Consider the following 18,275-nt stretch of genomic DNA (forward strand, 5'->3'; position numbering starts at 1 on the left):
CCTCTCCATGCTCTACAGTGTTTTTGCTGCCGCCATTCGTGCAGCCTTAGAACGGAGAACCTGCATGTTGACCCGACGATTGTCCTGCCTGGCGCTGCTGATGGCGCTGGCGTCCCCCGCGATGGCCGCGGATAACCCTACCTACGGCGAAAAACTGGAAGGTTTTGACTATGGCTGGCCGGTAAAACACTTTGCCTTTACCTCGCAAAACCAGCCTCTGGAAATGGCCTACCTGGACGTTAAGCCGGAAAACCCTAACGGCCGCACCGTGGTGCTGATGCACGGAAAAAACTTCTGCGCCGGTACCTGGAACGGCACGATCCGCGCGCTTTCAGCCAGCGGGTATCGGGTGATTGCCCCTGACCAGATCGGCTTCTGTAAATCCACCAAGCCGGAGCGGTATCAGTACACTTTCCAGCAGCTGGCGGATAACACCCACGCCTTGCTCAAATCGCTCGGCGTCGATCGCGTGACGGTCATCGGCCACTCGACCGGCGGCATGCTGGCGACCCGCTACGCCCTCATGTGGCCGCAGCAGGTGGAGCAGCTGGTGATGGTCAATCCGATAGGCCTGGAAGACTGGAAAGCACGCGGCGTGCCGCATATTACGGTCGACCAGTGGTATCAGCGCGAGCTGAAGGTCAGCGCCGACGGCATTCGCCAGTATGAGAAAAACACCTATTACGCCGGGGAGTGGAAGCCGGAATACGAGCGTTGGGTAACCATGCTTGCCGGGCTGAACAACGGGCCGGGCAAAACGCGCGTGGCCTGGAACTCGGCGCTGCTTTACGACATGATCTACACCCAGCCGGTTATCTACGAATTTAGCGACCTGAAGATGCCGGTATTATTGATGATCGGCACGAAGGACAACACTGCCATCGGGAAAGATCTCGCCCCACCGGAAATCCGCAAGACGCTTGGCAACTATGCGGTGCTGGGGAAAGAGACGGCGAAGCGCATTCCGCACGCGACGCTGGTGGAATTTAACGACATGGGCCACGCGCCGCAGATGCAGGACCCCGCACGCTTCCACGAGGCGCTGCTGAAGGAACTTCAGGCTCGCTGACTGGTTTCCAGCAACAGCCCGCGCAGCCACGCCTGCGAGGGATTGCGGTGCGTTCTGCCGTGCCAGGCCATACTTTTGGTAAAGCCGGGTACGGCCACTGGTGTTTCGCACACGAACATCCCCGTCTGGTTTTCCGCTATGCGTGACGGCACGACGGCAATCATATCGCTGAGAGCCAGCACGTCCGGCAGGACCAAAAAGTTGCTCACTGAAAGCCCCACGTGCCGCATGCGGCCAATTTTCTCCAGCGCACCATCGGTAACGCCACGAAAACCGTCGCCTTCGTAAGAGACCAGCACATGCTCCAGAGTGCAGAATCGGTCTAACGCCATAGTCTTTCCCGCATCCGGATGGTCGGCGCGCATCATGCAAACGTACCGTTCATCATAAAGCGCCCGGCTGTGAAGCTCATCGGGCGTGGTATGTGGGGTGATCAGCGCCACGTCAACGCTGCCCTGTTCAAGCTGGCTGACCAGGCGACCAGATTCCACGGGCACCACGCGCACGCGAATGCCAGGCGCCTGCACTTTAAGGGCGGCGATAAAAGGTACGACCACCGCGCGCAGGGCGTAGTCGGTCGCGGCGAGGGTGAAGGTGAGCGTTGCGGTGATCGGGTCAAAAGCCACGGGCTGTAACAGCACGTCGATATCAGCAAGTATACGCTTCACCGGAGCGGCTAACGCTTCAGAGCGTGTAGTTGGCACCATCCCATGCGGGGCGCGGATGAAGAGCGGATCGTTGAAGTAATCCCGCAGGCGGTTGAGCATGCCGCTTACGGCGGGCTGGGTCAGGGCAAGACGCGCCGCCGCGCGGGTGACACTGCGTTCATCCAGCAGGGCGTCGAGCGTTTTCAGCAGGTTAAGATCCAGCGTGCGAAGATCCGCTTTCATGACGTTTTTCCACCTCTTTTCCGTACACTATTCTGGTGCCGCCCGCTGTCGACGCGCTGCGTTTCCCGCTATGATGAGCGGCTAGTCAAAGGAGAACACATGGTCTGGATAATGCTGGCAACGCTTGCCGTGGTCTTTGTGGTGGGATTTCGCGTCCTGACCTCAGATTCCCGCCGCGCCATCAAACGTTTAAGCGAGCGTCTGGGCATTACCCCAATGCCTGTTGAGTCGATGATCGATCAGTTCGGTAAAACGCCGGGCAATGAGTTTATCCGCTACCTTGAGCGCCCGGACGAGGCGCATCTGCAAAACGCCGCGCAGGTGCTGCTTATCTGGCAGGTCTGCATTGTCGACGGTAGCGAAGAGAACCTGCATACCTGGCACCGCCTGCTGCGTAAAGCTCGCCTGGCCGCGCCGATTACCGATGCACAAATTCGTCTGGCGCTTGGCTTTATGCGCGAGATGGAACCTGACCCGCAGGAGCTTAACGCCTTTCAACTGCGTTATAACCAGCTCTTCCTGCCGGAAGAGGGCGTGTTTTACCTGCACTGATATCACGAACCGTGATGAAGAGTATAAAGCATCGTCATTAGATTTATACCACTCACGGGTGCACCATCACCTCATCCACTAAAACGATGAGGTGAACCATGAAACAATCCGCCATTATCTGGCCGAACGACTACCTGCCAGGCACTACCGATAACTTTGCATCTAACGAAATCATCGTCGCCGGGCTGAGCGCGAAAGAGATCTGGGCGCAGCTCAACGACACCACCCTGTGGCCGTCTTATTACAGCAACGCCGAGGATATCCGTTTCCATGACGGCAGCGGCCCGGCGTTGAGTGCTAACGCTCGCTTTCGCTTTACCACCTTTGGCTTTCCGGTTGAGGCGCAGGTAACGGAGTATGTTCCACCTGTGGACGGTGAAGCCGCGCGTATCGCGTGGCACGGCTGGGTGGAAGGGGATGCGAATTCTCGTCTGGATGTGATCCACGCCTGGCTGTTTGAAGACCTGCCCGGAAACCGAGTGCGGATTCTGACTCAGGAATCGCAGAAAGGCGCACCAGCGCAGGAACTTGCTCGCGCCGTGCCGAACCCGATGATTAACGGGCATCAGGAGTGGATCGTCGGGCTGGCGAATGCGGCGATGCAAGAAAAGTTGTCAAATCGTTAAATCCGTCACACTTTTGATGATAAACTGCGCGACTTTTCCGCACGTTTTTATCTTCAGGTGACGCCATGACAGAACATATCCAGCCCACGACCAGACCGCAGACCAACGAGGTTTCTCGGCCCAACTGGTCGGCGGTTTTCTCCGTGGCGTTCTGCGTCGCCTGCCTGATTACCGTTGAGTTTCTGCCGGTAAGCCTCCTGACGCCGATGGCGCAGGATCTGGGCATTTCCGAAGGCGTGGCGGGGCAGTCCGTTACCGTCACCGCCTTCGTGGCGATGTTCGCCAGCCTGTTTATCACCCAGGTGATTGGCACCATCGACCGCCGCAAGGTGGTCATTCTGTTCAGCGTGCTGCTGACGCTCTCCTGCCTGCTGGTCTCCTTCGCGGAAAGCTTCACCCTGCTGCTGCTCGGTCGCGCCTGCCTGGGGCTGGGGCTCGGCGGCTTCTGGGCGATGTCGGCCTCGCTGACTATGCGCCTGGTGCCCGCGCGCACGGTGCCAAAAGCGCTTTCCGTTATCTTCGGTGCGGTCTCTATCGCGCTGGTGATCGCCGCGCCGCTGGGCAGCTTCCTCGGTGGGATTATCGGCTGGCGTAACGTCTTTAACGCCGCGGCGGTGATGGGCCTGCTCTGTATCATTTGGGTGTGGAAAGCGCTGCCGTCGCTGCCGGGCGAAGCGGCGCACCACAAACAGAACATGTTCAGCCTGCTCAAGCGGCCGGGCGTGCTGGCGGGGATGACCGCGATCTTCATGGCCTTTGCCGGGCAGTTTGCCTTCTTCACCTATATCCGCCCGGTGTACATGACCATGGCGGGTTTTGACGTTGACGGCCTGACGCTGGTGCTGCTGAGCTTCGGTATCGCCAGCTTTGTCGGCACCTCGCTGTCGTCGCAGTTCCTGAAACGCTCCCTGAAGGTGGCGCTGGCGGGCGCGCCGCTGGTGCTGGCGGCGAGCGCCACGGTGCTGGTGCTGTGGGGCAGCGATAAGTGGGTGGCGTCTGCCATCGCGATTATCTGGGGCTTTGCCTTTGCGCTGGTGCCGGTGGGCTGGTCGACGTGGATCACCCGCTCTCTGGCCGATCAGGCGGAAAAAGCCGGGTCGATTCAGGTGGCGGTAATCCAGCTGGCGAACACCTGCGGCGCGGCTATTGGCGGCGTGGCGCTTGACCATCTGGGGCTGACGTCACCGCTGGTGATTTCCGGTACGCTGATGCTGCTGACGGCGCTGCTGGTGGCGGGGAAGGTTAAGGCGAAGTAGTAAATTCCCCCCCTCACCCTAACCCTCTCCCCAAAGGGGAGAGGGGACTGCTCGGTACTGTCTTTTCACCCTCGCCCCTTTGGGGAGAGGGCCGGGGTGAGGGGACATCAGGCTACGCCGATGCCTTAATCCTTCTACGCGAATCCATCGAAATCAGCACCACCGACGACACGATCAGCAGCGTGCCCAGCCAGTCCGGCAGGGTGAACGCCACCCCCAGCAACACCACCGACAGCAGCGCGCTGCTCAGCGGCTCGGCGCAGCTCAGAATGCTCGCCTTCGGTCCGCCAATCATCTGCGCGCCTTTCAGGTACAGGCTGAACGTCAGCGCCGTGCCAATCACCACCAGATAGAAAAACGCCAGCAGCAGGCCGCCGTCAATCACGAAAGTGGTGCCGCGCCCGGCGTAGAACGGCGTCAGCATCAATCCGGCAATCAGCATGCTCCAGCCGACAATCGGCAGCGTGCCGTAGCGGGCGATCAGCGTCGACGGATAGGTCGTATAAAACGCGGCGGCAAACGCCGAGGCGATACCGAAGAACAACGCGGCAGGGGAAATGGAGAGCGAGGTCGGATCGCCGTGGGTCACCAGCAGGAAAGTGCCGATCAACGACGTAAAAATCGCTGACAGGACAAATACGCCGGGACGCTTTTTCCGCGCCAGGGCGAACCACGCCACAATGATGGTCGGTGACAGAAACTGCAGCACGGTAGCGGTCGCCGCGTTGGATTTTTCAATCGTCAGCAGGAAGGTGAGCTGCACGGTGAGCGCGCCGACCAGCGAGAAAAACAGCAGGCTGAGGGCGTCCTTGCGGTTTTTGATGACCGAGAAAATCTTGTCGCCGTGAACGAAGGAGAGCGTCAGGAGGATCACGCCGGTAAACAGCAGGCGAACCATGGTCAGGTAAGGCGAAGAAATGTGGCTTTTCTCCATGATGTACTGCGCGCAAACCCCCGAGCTGCCCCATAAAACGGCGGCGATCAGGACGTTCAGCATCCCTTTACGTGTGGAACCCATGTTCTCCCCTGCTATGTTGTCGTTAATTCGGTCAACAGCATAGCATGGTTGTGTACGGCCTGATGTCCTCACCCCGGCCCTCTCCCACGGGGCTGAGGAATCCCCAGTAATTTTTAAGCAGAAGCAATAATGTTGTTTCAGAACGAGTTAAAGCTTTCAGCGATGCCCTGGTCCGGCTGTAAATCGCCGAAGCGTTTCCGTAAGGCCGGGGCGAGGCGCACGGATGCGCCGAGAGGGCGTGGCCTGCAGGGATGCAGGCTCATGCCCGACCCGATAGCCTGAAGGAATAAGCTGAGGGCACCGCGAAGCGGCGATTTACCGCCGGGAGCCTGGGTCGCCAGGGCGGTGGCGATTGAGCCGCCCTGGCACGTTCACCGGTACAGAAATCACAGAGTAGCAAGGAACATAAAGTGAACGGAATGACCACCAGAGCCGTATGTTCCCCCTCACCCCAGCCCTCTCCCTCAAGGGAGAGGGGGTCGTCCATGCAAACATTATTTTGTGGGGATCCCTCAGCCCACGGGAAGAGGGAGCAAACACTAAAAACGGCAACGTTGCGTTGCCGTTTTGCTTTTACCTTAGAACCACGCCTCCCACATCGCGCCGACGTTGAAGTCGTCGAGCGTTTCGTCTTTGGTATTGTTCACGCGCGCGGTGCGTTCGTTGTCCACTTTGCCGCCGGTCACGTAGAAGCGCAGCATCGGGCGGAACTCCGGCCCCATGGCGATAGACATGTTCTGCGACAGGGTCAGCTTCCAGCCCTTGTTGTCGCCGCCGTTGTCGTAGTCAACGTGCTGCCAGCCTGCTTCCAGCCAGGTGGAGTGAACGTCGTTCCACCAGTGCATCGGGCGCACGATGGCGTTGTAGTTCTTGCGGTTGTCGGTCTTATCGCGGCTGTTGTCGTAGTCGTGGAAGGCGAGGATGTATTCCACCTGCGTCGCCTGGGTGAATTTGTACAGCCCTTCGAAGCTGGCGTAGACCGTGGTCAGATCCTCGGTTTTGTTGAACACGCTGTTGTCCGCGTTATCGGAGTAGCGGGCAATCACCTTGTTCACGCCGCTGTCGTTAGTGTGGCTCAGCACCACGCCGCCCTGCCAGGCGTTCAGACGCTCGTCGCTCTCCACCGCTTTGGAGTCAAAGCCGTAGTTGGCGTACAGCTCCATGTCGATCGGACCGAGCTTCATGCCGTGGATTTTCGAGGTTGCGGCGTAGTTGCCTTTATCGCCCGTCCCGGAACCGCCGGTACAGGTGATGCGCGACGGGTTGGCTTCATCTTCCATCACTTCCGGGCTACAGGATTCCACCGCCGCCACGGCGGCCACGTCAAACTGCACGCCGCCGATGTCGAAGTTCTTCACCCCGGCGCCCTGGCCGTCGTGGTTCATCCAGAAGTAGTCGTTGATGCCCTGCTGCGGACGCTGGTGGAAGTCACGACCGGCCCAGAAATAGGCGTTCGGATTGGAGGCCATAATGTTGGTCACCCCCGCGTAGGCTTTTTTCAGGTTAACTTCGTCGCCCCAGTGGTCGATCATCACGTTGATGTCCCAGATGGCGCCGTTGTCACCCTTGAAGGCCTTGGAGAGCTGGAATTCCCCGCCGTTACCTTCGTTGCCCAGACGACCAATCGCTGACGCGCCGTTGTAGGAGCCATCCACCGCCACGTATTTCTGATCGGCGGCCTGGAAGTGCGCGCCGTAGCGGGCGTAGCCGGTAAATTTCACGCCGAACGGGATCGCCATATCCGGGGATTGCGCCGCGCTTTGCGGCTCGGTCACGATGTCCGCTTTTTTCGCGACTGCCGCATCCATTTTGGCCTGACGCTCCGCCAGGGCTTTATCTACCGCTTTCGCCACAATGGCGTCGATTTGCTCCTGGGTAAATTCTTGTGCGAGCACGGAAATTGGGCAAAGCGCGGCGATAACCGCCATGGTTAATGGAAGTTTTTTAATCGTATTCATGGTTATCTCAATATAGTTTAATTTTATTCAGACAATAACCATCCCGCTCCGATCTGACAGAGTATGTCGCTATCATCAGAACAAGTGGATCTCTATTTAGGGTACAGAGGTATTACAGTAATTATTTCGCCATAGACTATCTCTGATATAAATGAATAATTTCTTCGGACAGTTCACGCGCTAATAAAGAATTCATTAAATGATCCTGCGCGTGCACCATGATTAACGTCATCGGCTGGCGGCCTTCGCCTGCATCCTGCTCGATCAGTTTGGTCTGCATCTTGTGCGCCTGGCGCGAGTAGCCGTCGGCTTCGCGCAGCAGGCTTTTGGCCTCGTCAAAGTTGCCCTGACGCGCCGCGTGCAGAGCTTCAAAGCACAGACTGCGTGACTGTCCGGCATTGACGATAATTTCCATTACGGCTTCTTCTAGTGCGATCATCATTATTACTCTTTTTCAAAACTATTATTTAAGGCGGTGGCGGCAAACCACTCTCCGCTTTTCTTAATGGTGCGCTGCTGCGTCTCTAAATCGAGCTGGATAAATCCGTAGCGATTTTTATAAGCATTGCACCACGACCAGTTATCAATAAACGTCCACATATGGTAGCCAAGACAATTGCACTCTTCGCTAATCCCTTTATGCAGCCATGCTAAATGCTCGGAAATAAACTCAATGCGGTACCGATCGTTAATCTGGCCGTTTTCAATAAAGCGCTGCTCATTTTCGACGCCCATGCCGTTTTCAGAAATAAAGCAGCGAGGGTTGCCGTAATTGTCGCGCAGGTTAACCAGAATATCGTAAATACCCGGCTCGTAGATTTCCCAGCCGCGGTACGGGTTCATCTTGCGGCCCGGCATCTCGTAGCTATCAAAGAACCACTCCGGCATAAACGGCGCCTGCGGGTTCACCGCGCTTTCGCGACACTTTACGCGACGCGGCTGATAGTAGTTCACGCCGAGCAGGTCGATTTTCCCTTCCGCAATCAGAGCGCTGTCTTCCGGCCTGCAGGCAGGCAGCTGATCGTAAGCCTTCAGCAGCGCCACCAGGTCCGCCGGGTATTCGCCGCGCAGCACCGGGTCGAGGAAGCTGCGGTTAAACATCAGGTCCGCGATGTGCGCCGCCTTCACGTCCGCCGGGTTCTGCGAGCGCGGATAGGACGGCGTCAGGTTCAGCACGATGCCAATTTCCCCGGCGTAATGCCCGGCGCGGTAGGCCTGAACCGCCTTCGCATGGGCCAGCACGGTGTGATACGCCACGGTGGCTGCCCGACGAAAATCCACCACGTTCGGGTAGTGGAAGTCGTACAGATAACCGCCTTCCACCGGGACAATCGGCTCGTTGAAGGTAAACCAGTGCAACACGCGATCGCCGAACAGCTCGAAGCAGATCTGCGCATAGCGGGCGTAAGCCTCCACCACGTCGCGGTTTTCCCAGCCGCCAATCTCCTGCATCGCCATCGGCATGTCGAAATGGAACAGGGTCATAAACGGCGTGATGCCCTGTTCATTCAGCTCATCAATGACCTGATTGTAAAAATCGACCGCTTCCGGATTCACTTCACCGATACCGTCGGGGATCAGGCGCGCCCAGCTAATCGAGGTGCGAAAGCTGTTGTGGTTCAGCTGCTTTAACAGCTGAATGTCCGTTTTCCAGTGCTGATAAAACGTGGAGGTCTGCTGCGGCCCCACGCCGTTGTGAAAACGGTTTGGCTCGCGGGCAAACCAGTAATCCCACGTGGTTTCTCCCTCTCTTGCCCCTTCGGTCTGGAGAGCGGAGCTTGCGCTGCCCCACCAGAAGTTATCGGGAAATGCGTATTTCATGTCCTTTCCTCTTTGACTTAATTACTTGCGGCTTCAGCGGTACCGACGGTTGCCTGGGCTTTCTGCTCTTCGTTTTTCATCAGCGTACGCTCATAGGCGCGCAGGAACGGCAGGTACATCAGCGCGGACATCACCATACAGACCAGGCACATGATCACCGGACTGAGCGCCCAGTTTGCCGCCCACGAGGCACCAATCGGCGCGGGGGTGGTCCACGGGGTCAACGACACAACCTGTGCCAGCCAGCCGAGTTTGGTTGCGCCGTACGCCAGGCAGGCGTTGACCAGCGGAACAAACACGAACGGGATAAACAGCATCGGGTTCATGATGATCGGCGCGCCGAACAGAATCGGCTCATTGATGTTAAAGAAGCTCGGCACAATGCCCATTTTGCCGATGGTGCGCAAATGCGTGGCGCGGCTGCGCAGCAGCAGGAACGCCAGCGGCAGCGTGGAGCCTACGCCGCCAATCAGCAGGTAGTGATCCCAGAAGCCCTGCAGGTAAACGTGCGGCAGCGCTGCGCCAGCGGCCAGTGCCGCCTGGTTTGCGGAGAGGTTTGCCATCCAGAACGGGTTCATGATGCCGGTGACGATCAGCGAGCCGTGGATACCGGCAAACCAGAAGATCTGGCACAGCAGCACGGAGAGCAGAATCGCGGGCAGGGAGTCAGACGCGGACACCAGCGGTTCCAGCAGGTGCATAATCGCCTGCGGGATAATCATTCCGGTCTGCGCTTCTATGAACAGGTTCAGCGGGTGCAGGGTACCAATCACCACCATCACCGGGATGAGGATTTCGAACGAGCGCGCCACGCCGGTTGGCACTTCCTTCGGCAGGCGGATGGTCACGTTGTTCTGCTTCAGCCACGCATAGACGCGGGTGGAGTAGATTGCGGTGATAAGCGCGGTGAAGATGCCCTGGCCGGAGAGATACTGGGTCGAGATTTTGCCGTCGGCATACGGCGCGGCGACCAGCAGGAAGGCCATAAAGGCCAGCAGGCCGGACATCACCGGGTCGAGGTTAAACTGACGCCCCAGGCTCGCCCCAATCCCCACCGAGATGAAGAAGGTCATCACGCCCATGCTGAGGTTAAACGGCAGCATCAGCTGTTCGCGGTAGGTCTGGGAGAAATCCAGCCAGCCGCGGGCGAAGCTATTGGTGGTATCCGCCGAGAACGGCGGGAAGATGAACACCAGCATAAACGAGCCGATGATCATAAACGGCAGCGCGGCGGTAAAGCCGTCGCGGATGGCAATCACATACTTTTGCTGACCCAGCTTCGCGGCCAGCGGGGTAATTGACTGCTCAATCACCGCGACCATGGATTGATATAACGAACTCATGTGAACACCTTCTAGTGTGCCGCTTTGATGAGCGACAGAGCATAGTCCAGTACTTTATCGCCACGCTGCATGCCGTAGTCCATCATGTCGATGGGCTGCACCGGAATGCCTTTCGTAGCCGCCTTGTCTGAGAGTGTCTGTAACATGTATTTCACTTGCGGTCCGAGAAGTACCACCTGATATTGCGGAAACTGCGTATCAAATTCGGAAACACCGTACGCATCAATCTTTACCGGAACACCACGTTCTTTCGCGACATCGACCATTTTGCTGACCAACAGGCTGGTGGACATCCCGGCAGAGCAGCACAGCATAATCTTGAACATCGACAACCATCCTCTAAATGTAAAAAGTTATTGCGAGGATGATTGGACATGATACGGAAACCGGTTTCCATTCATAAAAGACAGAAGTGTGACAATCATCAAGATCCCTTACTTATGAGGCTAATTAACCGGATGTGGGTCACATAATTTGGCTGTATTTGCGTCATTTTGAGTGGAAACGGAAAATCGGTTTCCATGAAAAACGGAAACGGATATACTCCGTTCTGGCTATAATGTGAGCCGTAGCGGTGATGGAATTTGCAGGCGCGAGGTTAGCCTGCCAGGGGAAAGAGATGTCGACAATCAATGATGTATCACGTCTGGCCGGGGTGTCTAAAGCCACGGTATCGCGAGTGTTGAGTGGGTCACGTGGCGTTAAGGAAGCCAGCCGTCAGGCTGTGCTGAAGGCGGTGGATGAGCTGAACTATCGTCCCAACGTGATTGCCCAGTCGCTGCTGAGCCAGTCGACGGGCTGCATTGGGGTGATCTGCGCGCAGGAAAACATTAACCAGACCACCGGGTATCTGTACGCGCTGGAAAAACAGCTCAGCCAGCATCAAAAACACCTGCTGCTGCGCTTCGCGCATAGCAAAGCGGAAGTGATGAACGCTCTCGAAGAACTCTCCTGCGGCCTGTGTGACGACATCCTGGTGATTGGTGCCCGTTTCCCGCTGGACGTGGATATGGAAAACGTCATCCTGGTGGACTGCATGGAGGCTGATAATTCCAACAGCATCCAGTTCGACCACGCTTTTGCCGCCGAAACCGCCTGTAACTACCTGACCAGCCAGGGGCGACGCCAGATTGCCCTGATCCACCCCCACGGCAGCGGGTTTGCCGACCAGGTGCTGCTTGGCTACAAGCACGCGCTGGAGAAAAATTTCCTGCCCTTTAATCGCAACCTCGTCTTTATGGACGCGACCTCCTCGTCCGTTGCGCTGCAGGAGCTGCTTAACAACGCCAGCACCCTGAATTTCAACGCGCTTCTGGTGGCGGACGAGCAGGAAGCTCAGCGGGTGATCCCGCAGCTGCAGGCGTTTAATAAATCGGTGCCGGAAGACATCATGGTCTTCAGTCTTGCCGGATCGCTGCACCTGCCGGGTATTCCGGTGATCCCGGCCATTGAATATTCCATGGACGCGATGGCGGCACGCATCGTGAGCTGGCTGACGGAGAAAACGCAGATGCTCGGGTCCTATGTTCTGCGCGGGGATCTCATCATTCCGGACGTGCGGAAGCGTTAAAAACGTTTTCCAGGCCGGGTAAGCGCAGCGCCACCCGGCGAGAACTCAATAATCCTCCATGCAATCCACCTGACTTACTGCATCCCAGTAGGCGTCAAGGTTGTCGCGCTTCACGGCGGTAACGGCATTTTTGATCAGCAGCTGGTTGGCCTCTGAAGACAAAATCATTGCCTGCCAGGCCTTATCGCTCTGCTTTTTCTGCGGCGTACAGGCTTTCTTCACATCTTTCAGAACCTGCTGTTTTATTTGTGCATCCTTTGCCGGATCGTCTTTTTCCTGAGCATGGACAAACGCGGCGAAGAGCAGACAAACCAGCAGGCAGACCAGGTGCGCAGCTTTCATCAAAACCCCCTTGAGAAGTCACAGGCTTCCCATGAAATATATCGTTACATTCAGTGTCGCGACGCCAGTCGAAAGTATGAATTTTCTCCAGAGTGTGGGTATGCGATAGTGAAACGGCAGAAAAAATAAGGAGAAAAATATGTACCTGAGCATTACTGATAATGTCACGACGCAGGAGAAAGAGGAGTTACTGACGGGTCTGAGGGCTTTTAACGGGCAGTTTCTCGATCTGACAAATTTTAGCGGCGACGTTGGGGTTTACGTGCGTGACGATAATGGCGCAATGCTGGGCGGGTTAATCGGCGTGCGTAAAGGCGACTGGCTTAATATCGACTATCTCTGGGTGAGCGACACCGTGCGAGGTACCGGCGTGGGCAGCCAGCTCATCAGAACGGCCGAAGAGGAAGCCAGACGCAAAGGCTGCAAGCACGCGCTGGTGGATACCGTCAGCTTCCAGGCGCGCCCGTTTTATGAAAAACAGGGGTACCAGTTGCAGATGTCTTTGCAGGATTATCCTTATCCGGGTATGCAGCGACATTACCTGGCGAAAGCGCTTTAAGTCCGCTGCGGTGATTATGGATTCTGCTATTTATTGCGAGTCGCTTTCCTAATTTGAAGCGTGCTGCTTGTCTTCTTTTCAGGCCCTGGCGCATGCTTTGGCCTGGTCAAATAAAGCATGGAGATGTCAATGGAACGGACAGCAAAACTCTTCAAAAAGGGGCGGAATCAGGCGGTGATGCTGCCTGCTGAATTCGCGTTTGATACGGAGAGCGTCTACATCCGGCGGGATGAGGTGGGGAATGTCGTTTTGGCGGCAAAACCTGTTCAGACAAAGAGTTGGGATAATTTTTTCCGCCTGCTGGCAGTTACAGACGTACCGGATTCGTTTCTGAGCAAAGAGGAGCGCAATCAGAGTGTTACGACAAGAGACCCTCTGGATGGAGCCTGTTCATGAGGCATATGCTGGATACGAATATCGTGAGCCACTTGTTTAAACGACACCCGGAGGTTGTAAGCAGAATGACATGCCTGACTCCGGGGGACAACGATTGTGACAAACGATCGTGCATTCAGAATGGTGCAGGAGCTTGCCGTCGAGGACTGGACGACAACGTCGTGATCCCTGATGCCGGGTAAGCGCAGCGCCACCCGGCGATACTCGCATATAACTTATCCTTCTTATTGATTCTTTTTCGTTTTTTATTTCACCGCCTCGTTGTCGATATAGTCACTACACCATTCAGCAAAAGGAACTGTCTCGTGAAACGTCGATTAGGTGCACTGGTACTCGCTGGCCTGCTGTTGGCAGGGTGCGATCAAAGTGGCAGCGATGCCAAACACATTAAAGTGGGCGTCATCAACGGCGCGGAACAGGACGTGGCGGAAGTCGCCAAAAAGGTGGCGAAAGAGAAATATGGCCTGGACGTGGAGCTGGTAGGGTTCAGCGGCTCGCTGTTGCCTAACGATGCCACAAATCAGGGAGAGCTGGATGCCAACGTCTTTCAGCACCGCCCGTTCCTTGCAGAAGATAACAAGGCGCATGGCTACAAGCTGGTGGCCGTGGCGAACACCTTCGTTTTCCCGATGGCCGGCTATTCCCGCAAAATCAAATCCGTGTCTGACCTGAAGGACGGGGCGACTATCGCCATTCCAAACGATCCGACCAACCTTGGCCGCGCGCTGCTGTTGCTGCAGAAAGAGAAGCTCATCACCCTGAAGCCGGACACCGGGCTGCTGCCGACGGCGCTGGATATTACCGCCAACCCTAAACAGCTGAAAATTATGGAGCTGGAAGGGGCACAGCTGCCGCGCGTGCTGGACGATCCGAAAGTGGATGTCGCCATCATCAGCACTACCTATATTCAGCAAACCGGGCTGTCGCCGGTGCATGACAGCGTCTTTATTGAAGATAAAAACTCGGCGTACGTGAATATCGTGGTGACGCGCGAAGACAACAAAGACGCGGAGAACGTGAAGGCGTTTATCCAGTCCTATCAGTCACCGGAAGTGGCGAAAGCGGCGGAGACGATCTTTAACGGCGGGGCGGTGCCGGGCTGGTAAAGGAACCGGCAGAAAACGCGGTGATTAAATTGGCCCGATTCCATCGGTAATCGCCCTTTAACCCACAGCGTTACCGGCGACGGCTGGCTATCCTCCTTATCACACCAACCGGAGGATAGCCCATGAACATTACCCACATTCGCAACGCCACCCAGCTGATTACCTACGCCGGAAAACGTCTTTTAATCGACCCGATGCTGGCCCCGAAGGGCGCTTATCCGGGTTTTCCCGGCACGGCGCATGCCGATATCCGTAACCCGACGGTCGAACTCCCCGTTGACGTCAACACGCTGCTGGATGTCGACGCGGTGATCGTCACTCATACACATGATGATCACTGGGATCGCGCCGCAGCAGAGCTGATCGCCAAAGATAAACCGATCTACGTGCAAAACGACCGTGACGCCGCGCTGCTGCGCAGCCAGGGGTTTAGCAACCTGACGGTCATGACCGACGCGACCACCTTTGGCGATATTCAGATTACGAAAACCCGCGGCGGCCAGCACGGTACCGACCGCGCTTACGCCGTACCGGAGCTGGCAGAGCGGCTGGGCGAGGCCTGTGGCGTGGTGCTGCGTCATCCCGAGGAGAAGACGCTCTATCTTGCCGGGGATACCATCTGGCGTGATGAGGTGGCGGCCGATCTGCAAAAACACCAGCCGGATGTAGTGGTACTGAACGCCGGCTATGCCCACGTCATTGGCTTTGGGCCCATTATTATGGGGCAGGAGGACGTGCTCAACGTTCATTTCCTGCTGCCGCAGGCTAAAATCGTCGCGAGCCATATGGAGGCGATTAATCACTGCCTGTTGACCCGCAGCGCGCTGCGTGAGTACGTGGAAGCCAATCAGGTGAGTGACGCGGTGAGCATTCCCCAGGATGGCGAAACCGTTATATTCTGAGTGCGTTAACGGGAAAGGAGAGACAGATGTCGCTAGTCAACGTCGCGATTGTCGCGGTAGACGGGTTCAGCCCGTTCCACTACTCCGTTCCCTGCATTCTGTTTGGCGATTCGGTCTCCGGCGAAAAGCGCTTTAATGTGACGATCTGCGCCGAAACGCCGGGGTTTCTTAGCTCAAAAGACGGGTTCGCCCTCAATGCCACGCAGGATTACACCGCCATCGGGCTGGCCGATATTGTTGTCGTTCCCTACTGGCAGCACGTTCTTGAACGTCCGCCTCAGACGCTGCTCGACAGCCTGGTACAGGCGAGAGACCGCGGCGCAGAAATCGTCGGGCTATGTCTGGGGTCTTTTGTGCTCGCCTGGGCGGGGATCCTCGACGGTAAACGGGCCGCTACCCACTGGGAATTTGAACGCCAGTTCCAGTCGCTCTTCCCGAACGTCGAGCTGGATATCAATGCCCTCTACGTGGATGACGGCAATATCATCACCTCTGCCGGTACCGCAGCCGCGCTGGACTGCTGCCTGTATATTATTCGCCAGCGCTTTGGCAGCGTGGTCGCCAACCAGATTGCCCGCCGGATGATTGTACCGCCGCACCGCGAGGGCGGGCAGGCGCAGTTCATCGCCCAGCCGGTTCCAAAAGATACCCGTGACGCACGTATTAACTGCCTGATCGACTACCTGCAGCAGCACATTACCGAACCGCATAGCCTGGACTCGCTGGCGGAGGTGGTTTCGATGAGCCGCCGCACGCTGACCCGCCATTTTATTAAAGCCACGGGCATGAGCGTCGCCGACTGGCTTACCGCCGAACGCCTGCGGCGCAGCCAGATTTTGCTTGAAGCCGGAAATATGCCCGTTGAGAGCGTGGCGGAGCTGGTGGGATTTAATTCCGCCGTCACCTGGCGGCAGCAGTTTAAGGTGCGCTTTGGGGTGAGCCCTGCTGAGTGGCGGAAAACGTTCCGTCTGCATATTTAATGCATTGCAGCTAACTTAAGATTTAAGGGTTAGTTAAACATTTTTTATTTTTTGTTAAGTGACTTCTTACGCTTCTAAAATAATCTTTTTTAAGATGCCATAACTTAAATTAGATATACTCGCCTTAAGAATGCTCTTATATTGTACAGATTATAATTGCGTCTTAATTTTGTGGCATGGATGAACACGTCTAAAATAAAAAATAAAATAATTTCATTTAGAAATTATGCTATTGCTATGTTCCTGGCTGCGCTATTTTCAGCGAGCGCTAACGCTGCACCGCTGTCTCCAGCGGATCGCGATGCTATCCAACAGCAACAGCAGCAGCTTTTACTTCAAAACCAGCAGCAGCGTGACGAGCTGGAGCGGAGTATTCCCCTCCCCGAACCTGCCAGACCAGGGCCTGTCACAGGCTCCGGGCCCTGTTTCACCATTAACAGCATTACGCTTTCCGGCGCGACCTTAATCTCTCCAAAAAACCAGCATAACCTTGTTGCGCCGTGGCAAGGACAGTGTCTGGATATGGCGAAAATAACGGAGCTTCTGGCCCATATTTCTGACTGGTATATCAGCCGGGGATATATCACCAGCCGCGCCTTTCTTACCGAACAGGATCTCTCCGGGGGCCAGCTGAATATTGTTGTGCTGGAAGGCCGGCTGGAAGCGATTCGCCTGGAAGGTGAAACGCCGCGGATGCTGAAAATGGCGTTTCCGGGACGGGTGGGGCGCATCCTTAATTTACGCGACATCGAACAGGGCATGGAGCAAATAAACCGTTTGCGCGCCGAGCCGGTTCAGATAGAAATTCTTCCGGGAACCCAGCAAGGATATTCGATTGTTAATCTCACGGCAAAACCGGAATTTCCGTTAAGTGCATCGGTAAGCCTGGATAATAGCGGGCAGAAGAGCACCGGTGAAGAGCAGCTTAATGGCGTGCTCACTGCCAATAATATGCTGGGGCTGGCGGATAAATGGTTCGTCAGCGGCGGGCGCAGCAGTGATTTTGCCAGCGCGTACGATGCGCAGAATTTCCAGGCGGGCGTCAGCGTGCCGTTTGGCTACGGCCTGCTGGACTACAGCTATGCCTGGAGCAACTACCGAACCACCATCAATAACCAGGGGTTCAACTGGCTCTCTACGGGCGATACCAAAACCCACCGCGTCAACGCGTCGTGGGTGGTTTTCCGCAACGGGGATGTGAAAACCGGTATCGCGGCAGGCGTGGTTCAGCGTTCAAGCCGCAACTGGCTCAACGACGCGCCGCTTCAGAGCAGCACGCGCAATCTCTCCAGCCTGATCCTGGGGGTTACCCACACACAAAAAATGCTGGGCGGCGTCGCGACCTTCAACCCGACCTGGAGCCACGGCATGCCGTGGTTCAATGCCGAAACCGACGAAGATAAATCCGGCGATATGCCGCGGGCTGAATTCCGCAAATGGAGCCTGAACGCCAGCTTCCAGCGTCCGATAGCCCGTAACGCCTGGTGGCTGACCAGCGCCTACGGCCAGTGGTCGCCTGACCGGCTGTACGGCTCCGAGCGTCTGACGCTCGGCGGCGAAAGCTCCGTGCGCGGTTTTAAAGAGCAGTATCTGTCCGGGGATAACGGCGGCTACTGGCGTAACGAGCTGGGATATTCCCTCTTCACCCTCCCGGTGATTGGCGCGGTGAGCGCCACGGTCGCCGTTGACGGCGGCTGGCTGGAGAAAGACAGTCAGGACCGCTTTGCCTCCGGCACGTTATGGGGTGCCTCTGTAGGGCTGAGCAGCGCCGGGCGCTGGTACAGCAGCCAGGTTTCAGTCGGCACGCCGCTGCACTATCCCGACTGGCTCGGCCCGGATCATGTGAGCGTTAACTGGCGCATTGCCTTTATGCTTTAAGAGACTCTA

At 56.8% G+C, this 18,275-nt stretch carries 19 protein-coding genes; 11 read left to right on the forward strand and 8 right to left on the reverse strand.

The genetic code is table 11. The features are described 5' to 3' along the window. Nucleotides 1–64: 64 nt before the first annotated feature. A complete protein-coding gene (locus tag HBM95_00200; protein NIH41373.1) occupies nt 65–1,069 on the forward strand; it encodes an alpha/beta hydrolase in 1,005 nt (334 codons plus the stop codon). Here the strand turns inward: HBM95_00200 and HBM95_00205 are convergent. Further along, a complete protein-coding gene (locus tag HBM95_00205) occupies nt 1,057–1,959 on the reverse strand; it encodes a LysR family transcriptional regulator (GenBank protein NIH41374.1) in 903 nt (300 codons plus the stop codon). The genes HBM95_00200 and HBM95_00205 overlap by 13 nt on opposite strands. A 99-nt stretch (nt 1,960–2,058) precedes the next feature. Between HBM95_00205 and HBM95_00210 the strand changes: the two genes are divergently transcribed. From HBM95_00210 to nepI, 3 genes are all read left to right on the forward strand, one after another. Beyond that, complete coding sequence (locus HBM95_00210; protein NIH41375.1) at nt 2,059–2,511, forward strand: DUF1198 domain-containing protein; 453 nt, start codon at nt 2,059–2,061, stop codon at nt 2,509–2,511. 98 nt (nt 2,512–2,609) lie between these two features. Then, a complete protein-coding gene (locus tag HBM95_00215; protein ID NIH41376.1) occupies nt 2,610–3,137 on the forward strand; it encodes an SRPBCC domain-containing protein in 528 nt (175 codons plus the stop codon). A 65-nt stretch (nt 3,138–3,202) separates the two neighbouring features. Beyond that, nucleotides 3,203–4,393, forward strand: a complete 1,191-nt coding sequence (gene nepI / locus HBM95_00220; GenBank protein NIH41377.1) for a purine ribonucleoside efflux pump NepI — start codon at nt 3,203–3,205, stop codon at nt 4,391–4,393. 112 nt (nt 4,394–4,505) lie between these two features. Here nepI and HBM95_00225 read toward each other — a convergent pair whose 3' ends face one another. The 6 genes from HBM95_00225 to HBM95_00250 form a co-directional block, all read right to left on the reverse strand. Beyond that, on the reverse strand, nt 4,506–5,411 hold the full coding sequence (locus tag HBM95_00225; GenBank protein ID NIH41378.1) for an EamA family transporter: 906 nt from the start codon (nt 5,409–5,411) through the stop codon (nt 4,506–4,508). A 578-nt stretch (nt 5,412–5,989) separates the two neighbouring features. Beyond that, nucleotides 5,990–7,369 (reverse strand): carbohydrate porin, encoded by a 1,380-nt coding sequence (locus HBM95_00230; GenBank protein ID NIH41379.1) that lies wholly within the window; start codon nt 7,367–7,369, stop codon nt 5,990–5,992. Between the two features lie 136 nt (nt 7,370–7,505). After that, nucleotides 7,506–7,811, reverse strand: coding sequence for a PTS lactose/cellobiose transporter subunit IIA (locus HBM95_00235; GenBank protein ID NIH41380.1), 306 nt, complete (start codon nt 7,809–7,811; stop codon nt 7,506–7,508). Nucleotides 7,812–7,813: 2 nt separating this feature from the next. After that, a complete protein-coding gene (locus HBM95_00240) occupies nt 7,814–9,190 on the reverse strand; it encodes a glycoside hydrolase family 1 protein (GenBank protein NIH41381.1) in 1,377 nt (458 codons plus the stop codon). A gap of 17 nt (nt 9,191–9,207) precedes the next feature. Continuing rightward, nucleotides 9,208–10,533, reverse strand: coding sequence for a PTS sugar transporter subunit IIC (locus HBM95_00245; protein ID NIH41382.1), 1,326 nt, complete (start codon nt 10,531–10,533; stop codon nt 9,208–9,210). An 11-nt stretch (nt 10,534–10,544) separates the two neighbouring features. Then, the gene (locus tag HBM95_00250; protein NIH41383.1) at nt 10,545–10,859 is read right to left on the reverse strand and encodes a PTS sugar transporter subunit IIB; all 315 of its coding nucleotides are present in this window, start codon (nt 10,857–10,859) and stop codon (nt 10,545–10,547) included. Nucleotides 10,860–11,152: 293 nt separating this feature from the next. Here HBM95_00250 and HBM95_00255 point away from each other — a divergent pair, with 293 nt between their 5' ends. Further along, entirely contained in the window at nt 11,153–12,103 is a 951-nt protein-coding gene (locus HBM95_00255; protein NIH41384.1) for a LacI family transcriptional regulator, read from the forward strand. A 45-nt stretch (nt 12,104–12,148) separates the two neighbouring features. On the opposite strand, the gene HBM95_00260 is transcribed toward HBM95_00255, so the two are convergent. Continuing rightward, nucleotides 12,149–12,445 carry a hypothetical protein gene (locus HBM95_00260; protein ID NIH41385.1) on the reverse strand — a complete coding sequence of 99 codons (297 nt, stop codon included), beginning with the start codon at nt 12,443–12,445 and terminating at the stop codon, nt 12,149–12,151. A 139-nt stretch (nt 12,446–12,584) separates the two neighbouring features. Between HBM95_00260 and HBM95_00265 the strand changes: the two genes are divergently transcribed. The 6 genes from HBM95_00265 to HBM95_00290 all read left to right on the forward strand — a co-directional run bounded on the left by HBM95_00265 (nt 12,585) and on the right by HBM95_00290 (nt 18,266). Then, nucleotides 12,585–13,004 (forward strand): GNAT family N-acetyltransferase, encoded by a 420-nt coding sequence (locus HBM95_00265; GenBank protein NIH41386.1) that lies wholly within the window; start codon nt 12,585–12,587, stop codon nt 13,002–13,004. Between the two features lie 129 nt (nt 13,005–13,133). Beyond that, nucleotides 13,134–13,400: an AbrB/MazE/SpoVT family DNA-binding domain-containing protein gene (locus HBM95_00270; GenBank protein ID NIH41387.1), complete on the forward strand. Its 267-nt coding sequence runs from the start codon at nt 13,134–13,136 to the stop codon at nt 13,398–13,400. A gap of 305 nt (nt 13,401–13,705) precedes the next feature. Continuing rightward, nucleotides 13,706–14,506: a lipoprotein NlpA gene (gene nlpA, locus HBM95_00275; GenBank protein NIH41388.1), complete on the forward strand. Its 801-nt coding sequence runs from the start codon at nt 13,706–13,708 to the stop codon at nt 14,504–14,506. A 122-nt stretch (nt 14,507–14,628) separates the two neighbouring features. Next, complete coding sequence (locus tag HBM95_00280) at nt 14,629–15,408, forward strand: MBL fold metallo-hydrolase (GenBank protein NIH41389.1); 780 nt, start codon at nt 14,629–14,631, stop codon at nt 15,406–15,408. Between the two features lie 26 nt (nt 15,409–15,434). Continuing rightward, nucleotides 15,435–16,388, forward strand: a complete 954-nt coding sequence (locus HBM95_00285) for a helix-turn-helix domain-containing protein (GenBank protein NIH41390.1) — start codon at nt 15,435–15,437, stop codon at nt 16,386–16,388. Between the two features lie 237 nt (nt 16,389–16,625). After that, complete coding sequence (locus tag HBM95_00290) at nt 16,626–18,266, forward strand: ShlB/FhaC/HecB family hemolysin secretion/activation protein (protein NIH41391.1); 1,641 nt, start codon at nt 16,626–16,628, stop codon at nt 18,264–18,266. Nucleotides 18,267–18,275 lie beyond the last annotated feature (9 nt).

The sequence above is a fragment of the Enterobacter asburiae genome (assembly GCA_011754535.1).
Taxonomy (GTDB): domain Bacteria; phylum Pseudomonadota; class Gammaproteobacteria; order Enterobacterales; family Enterobacteriaceae; genus Enterobacter; species Enterobacter cloacae_N.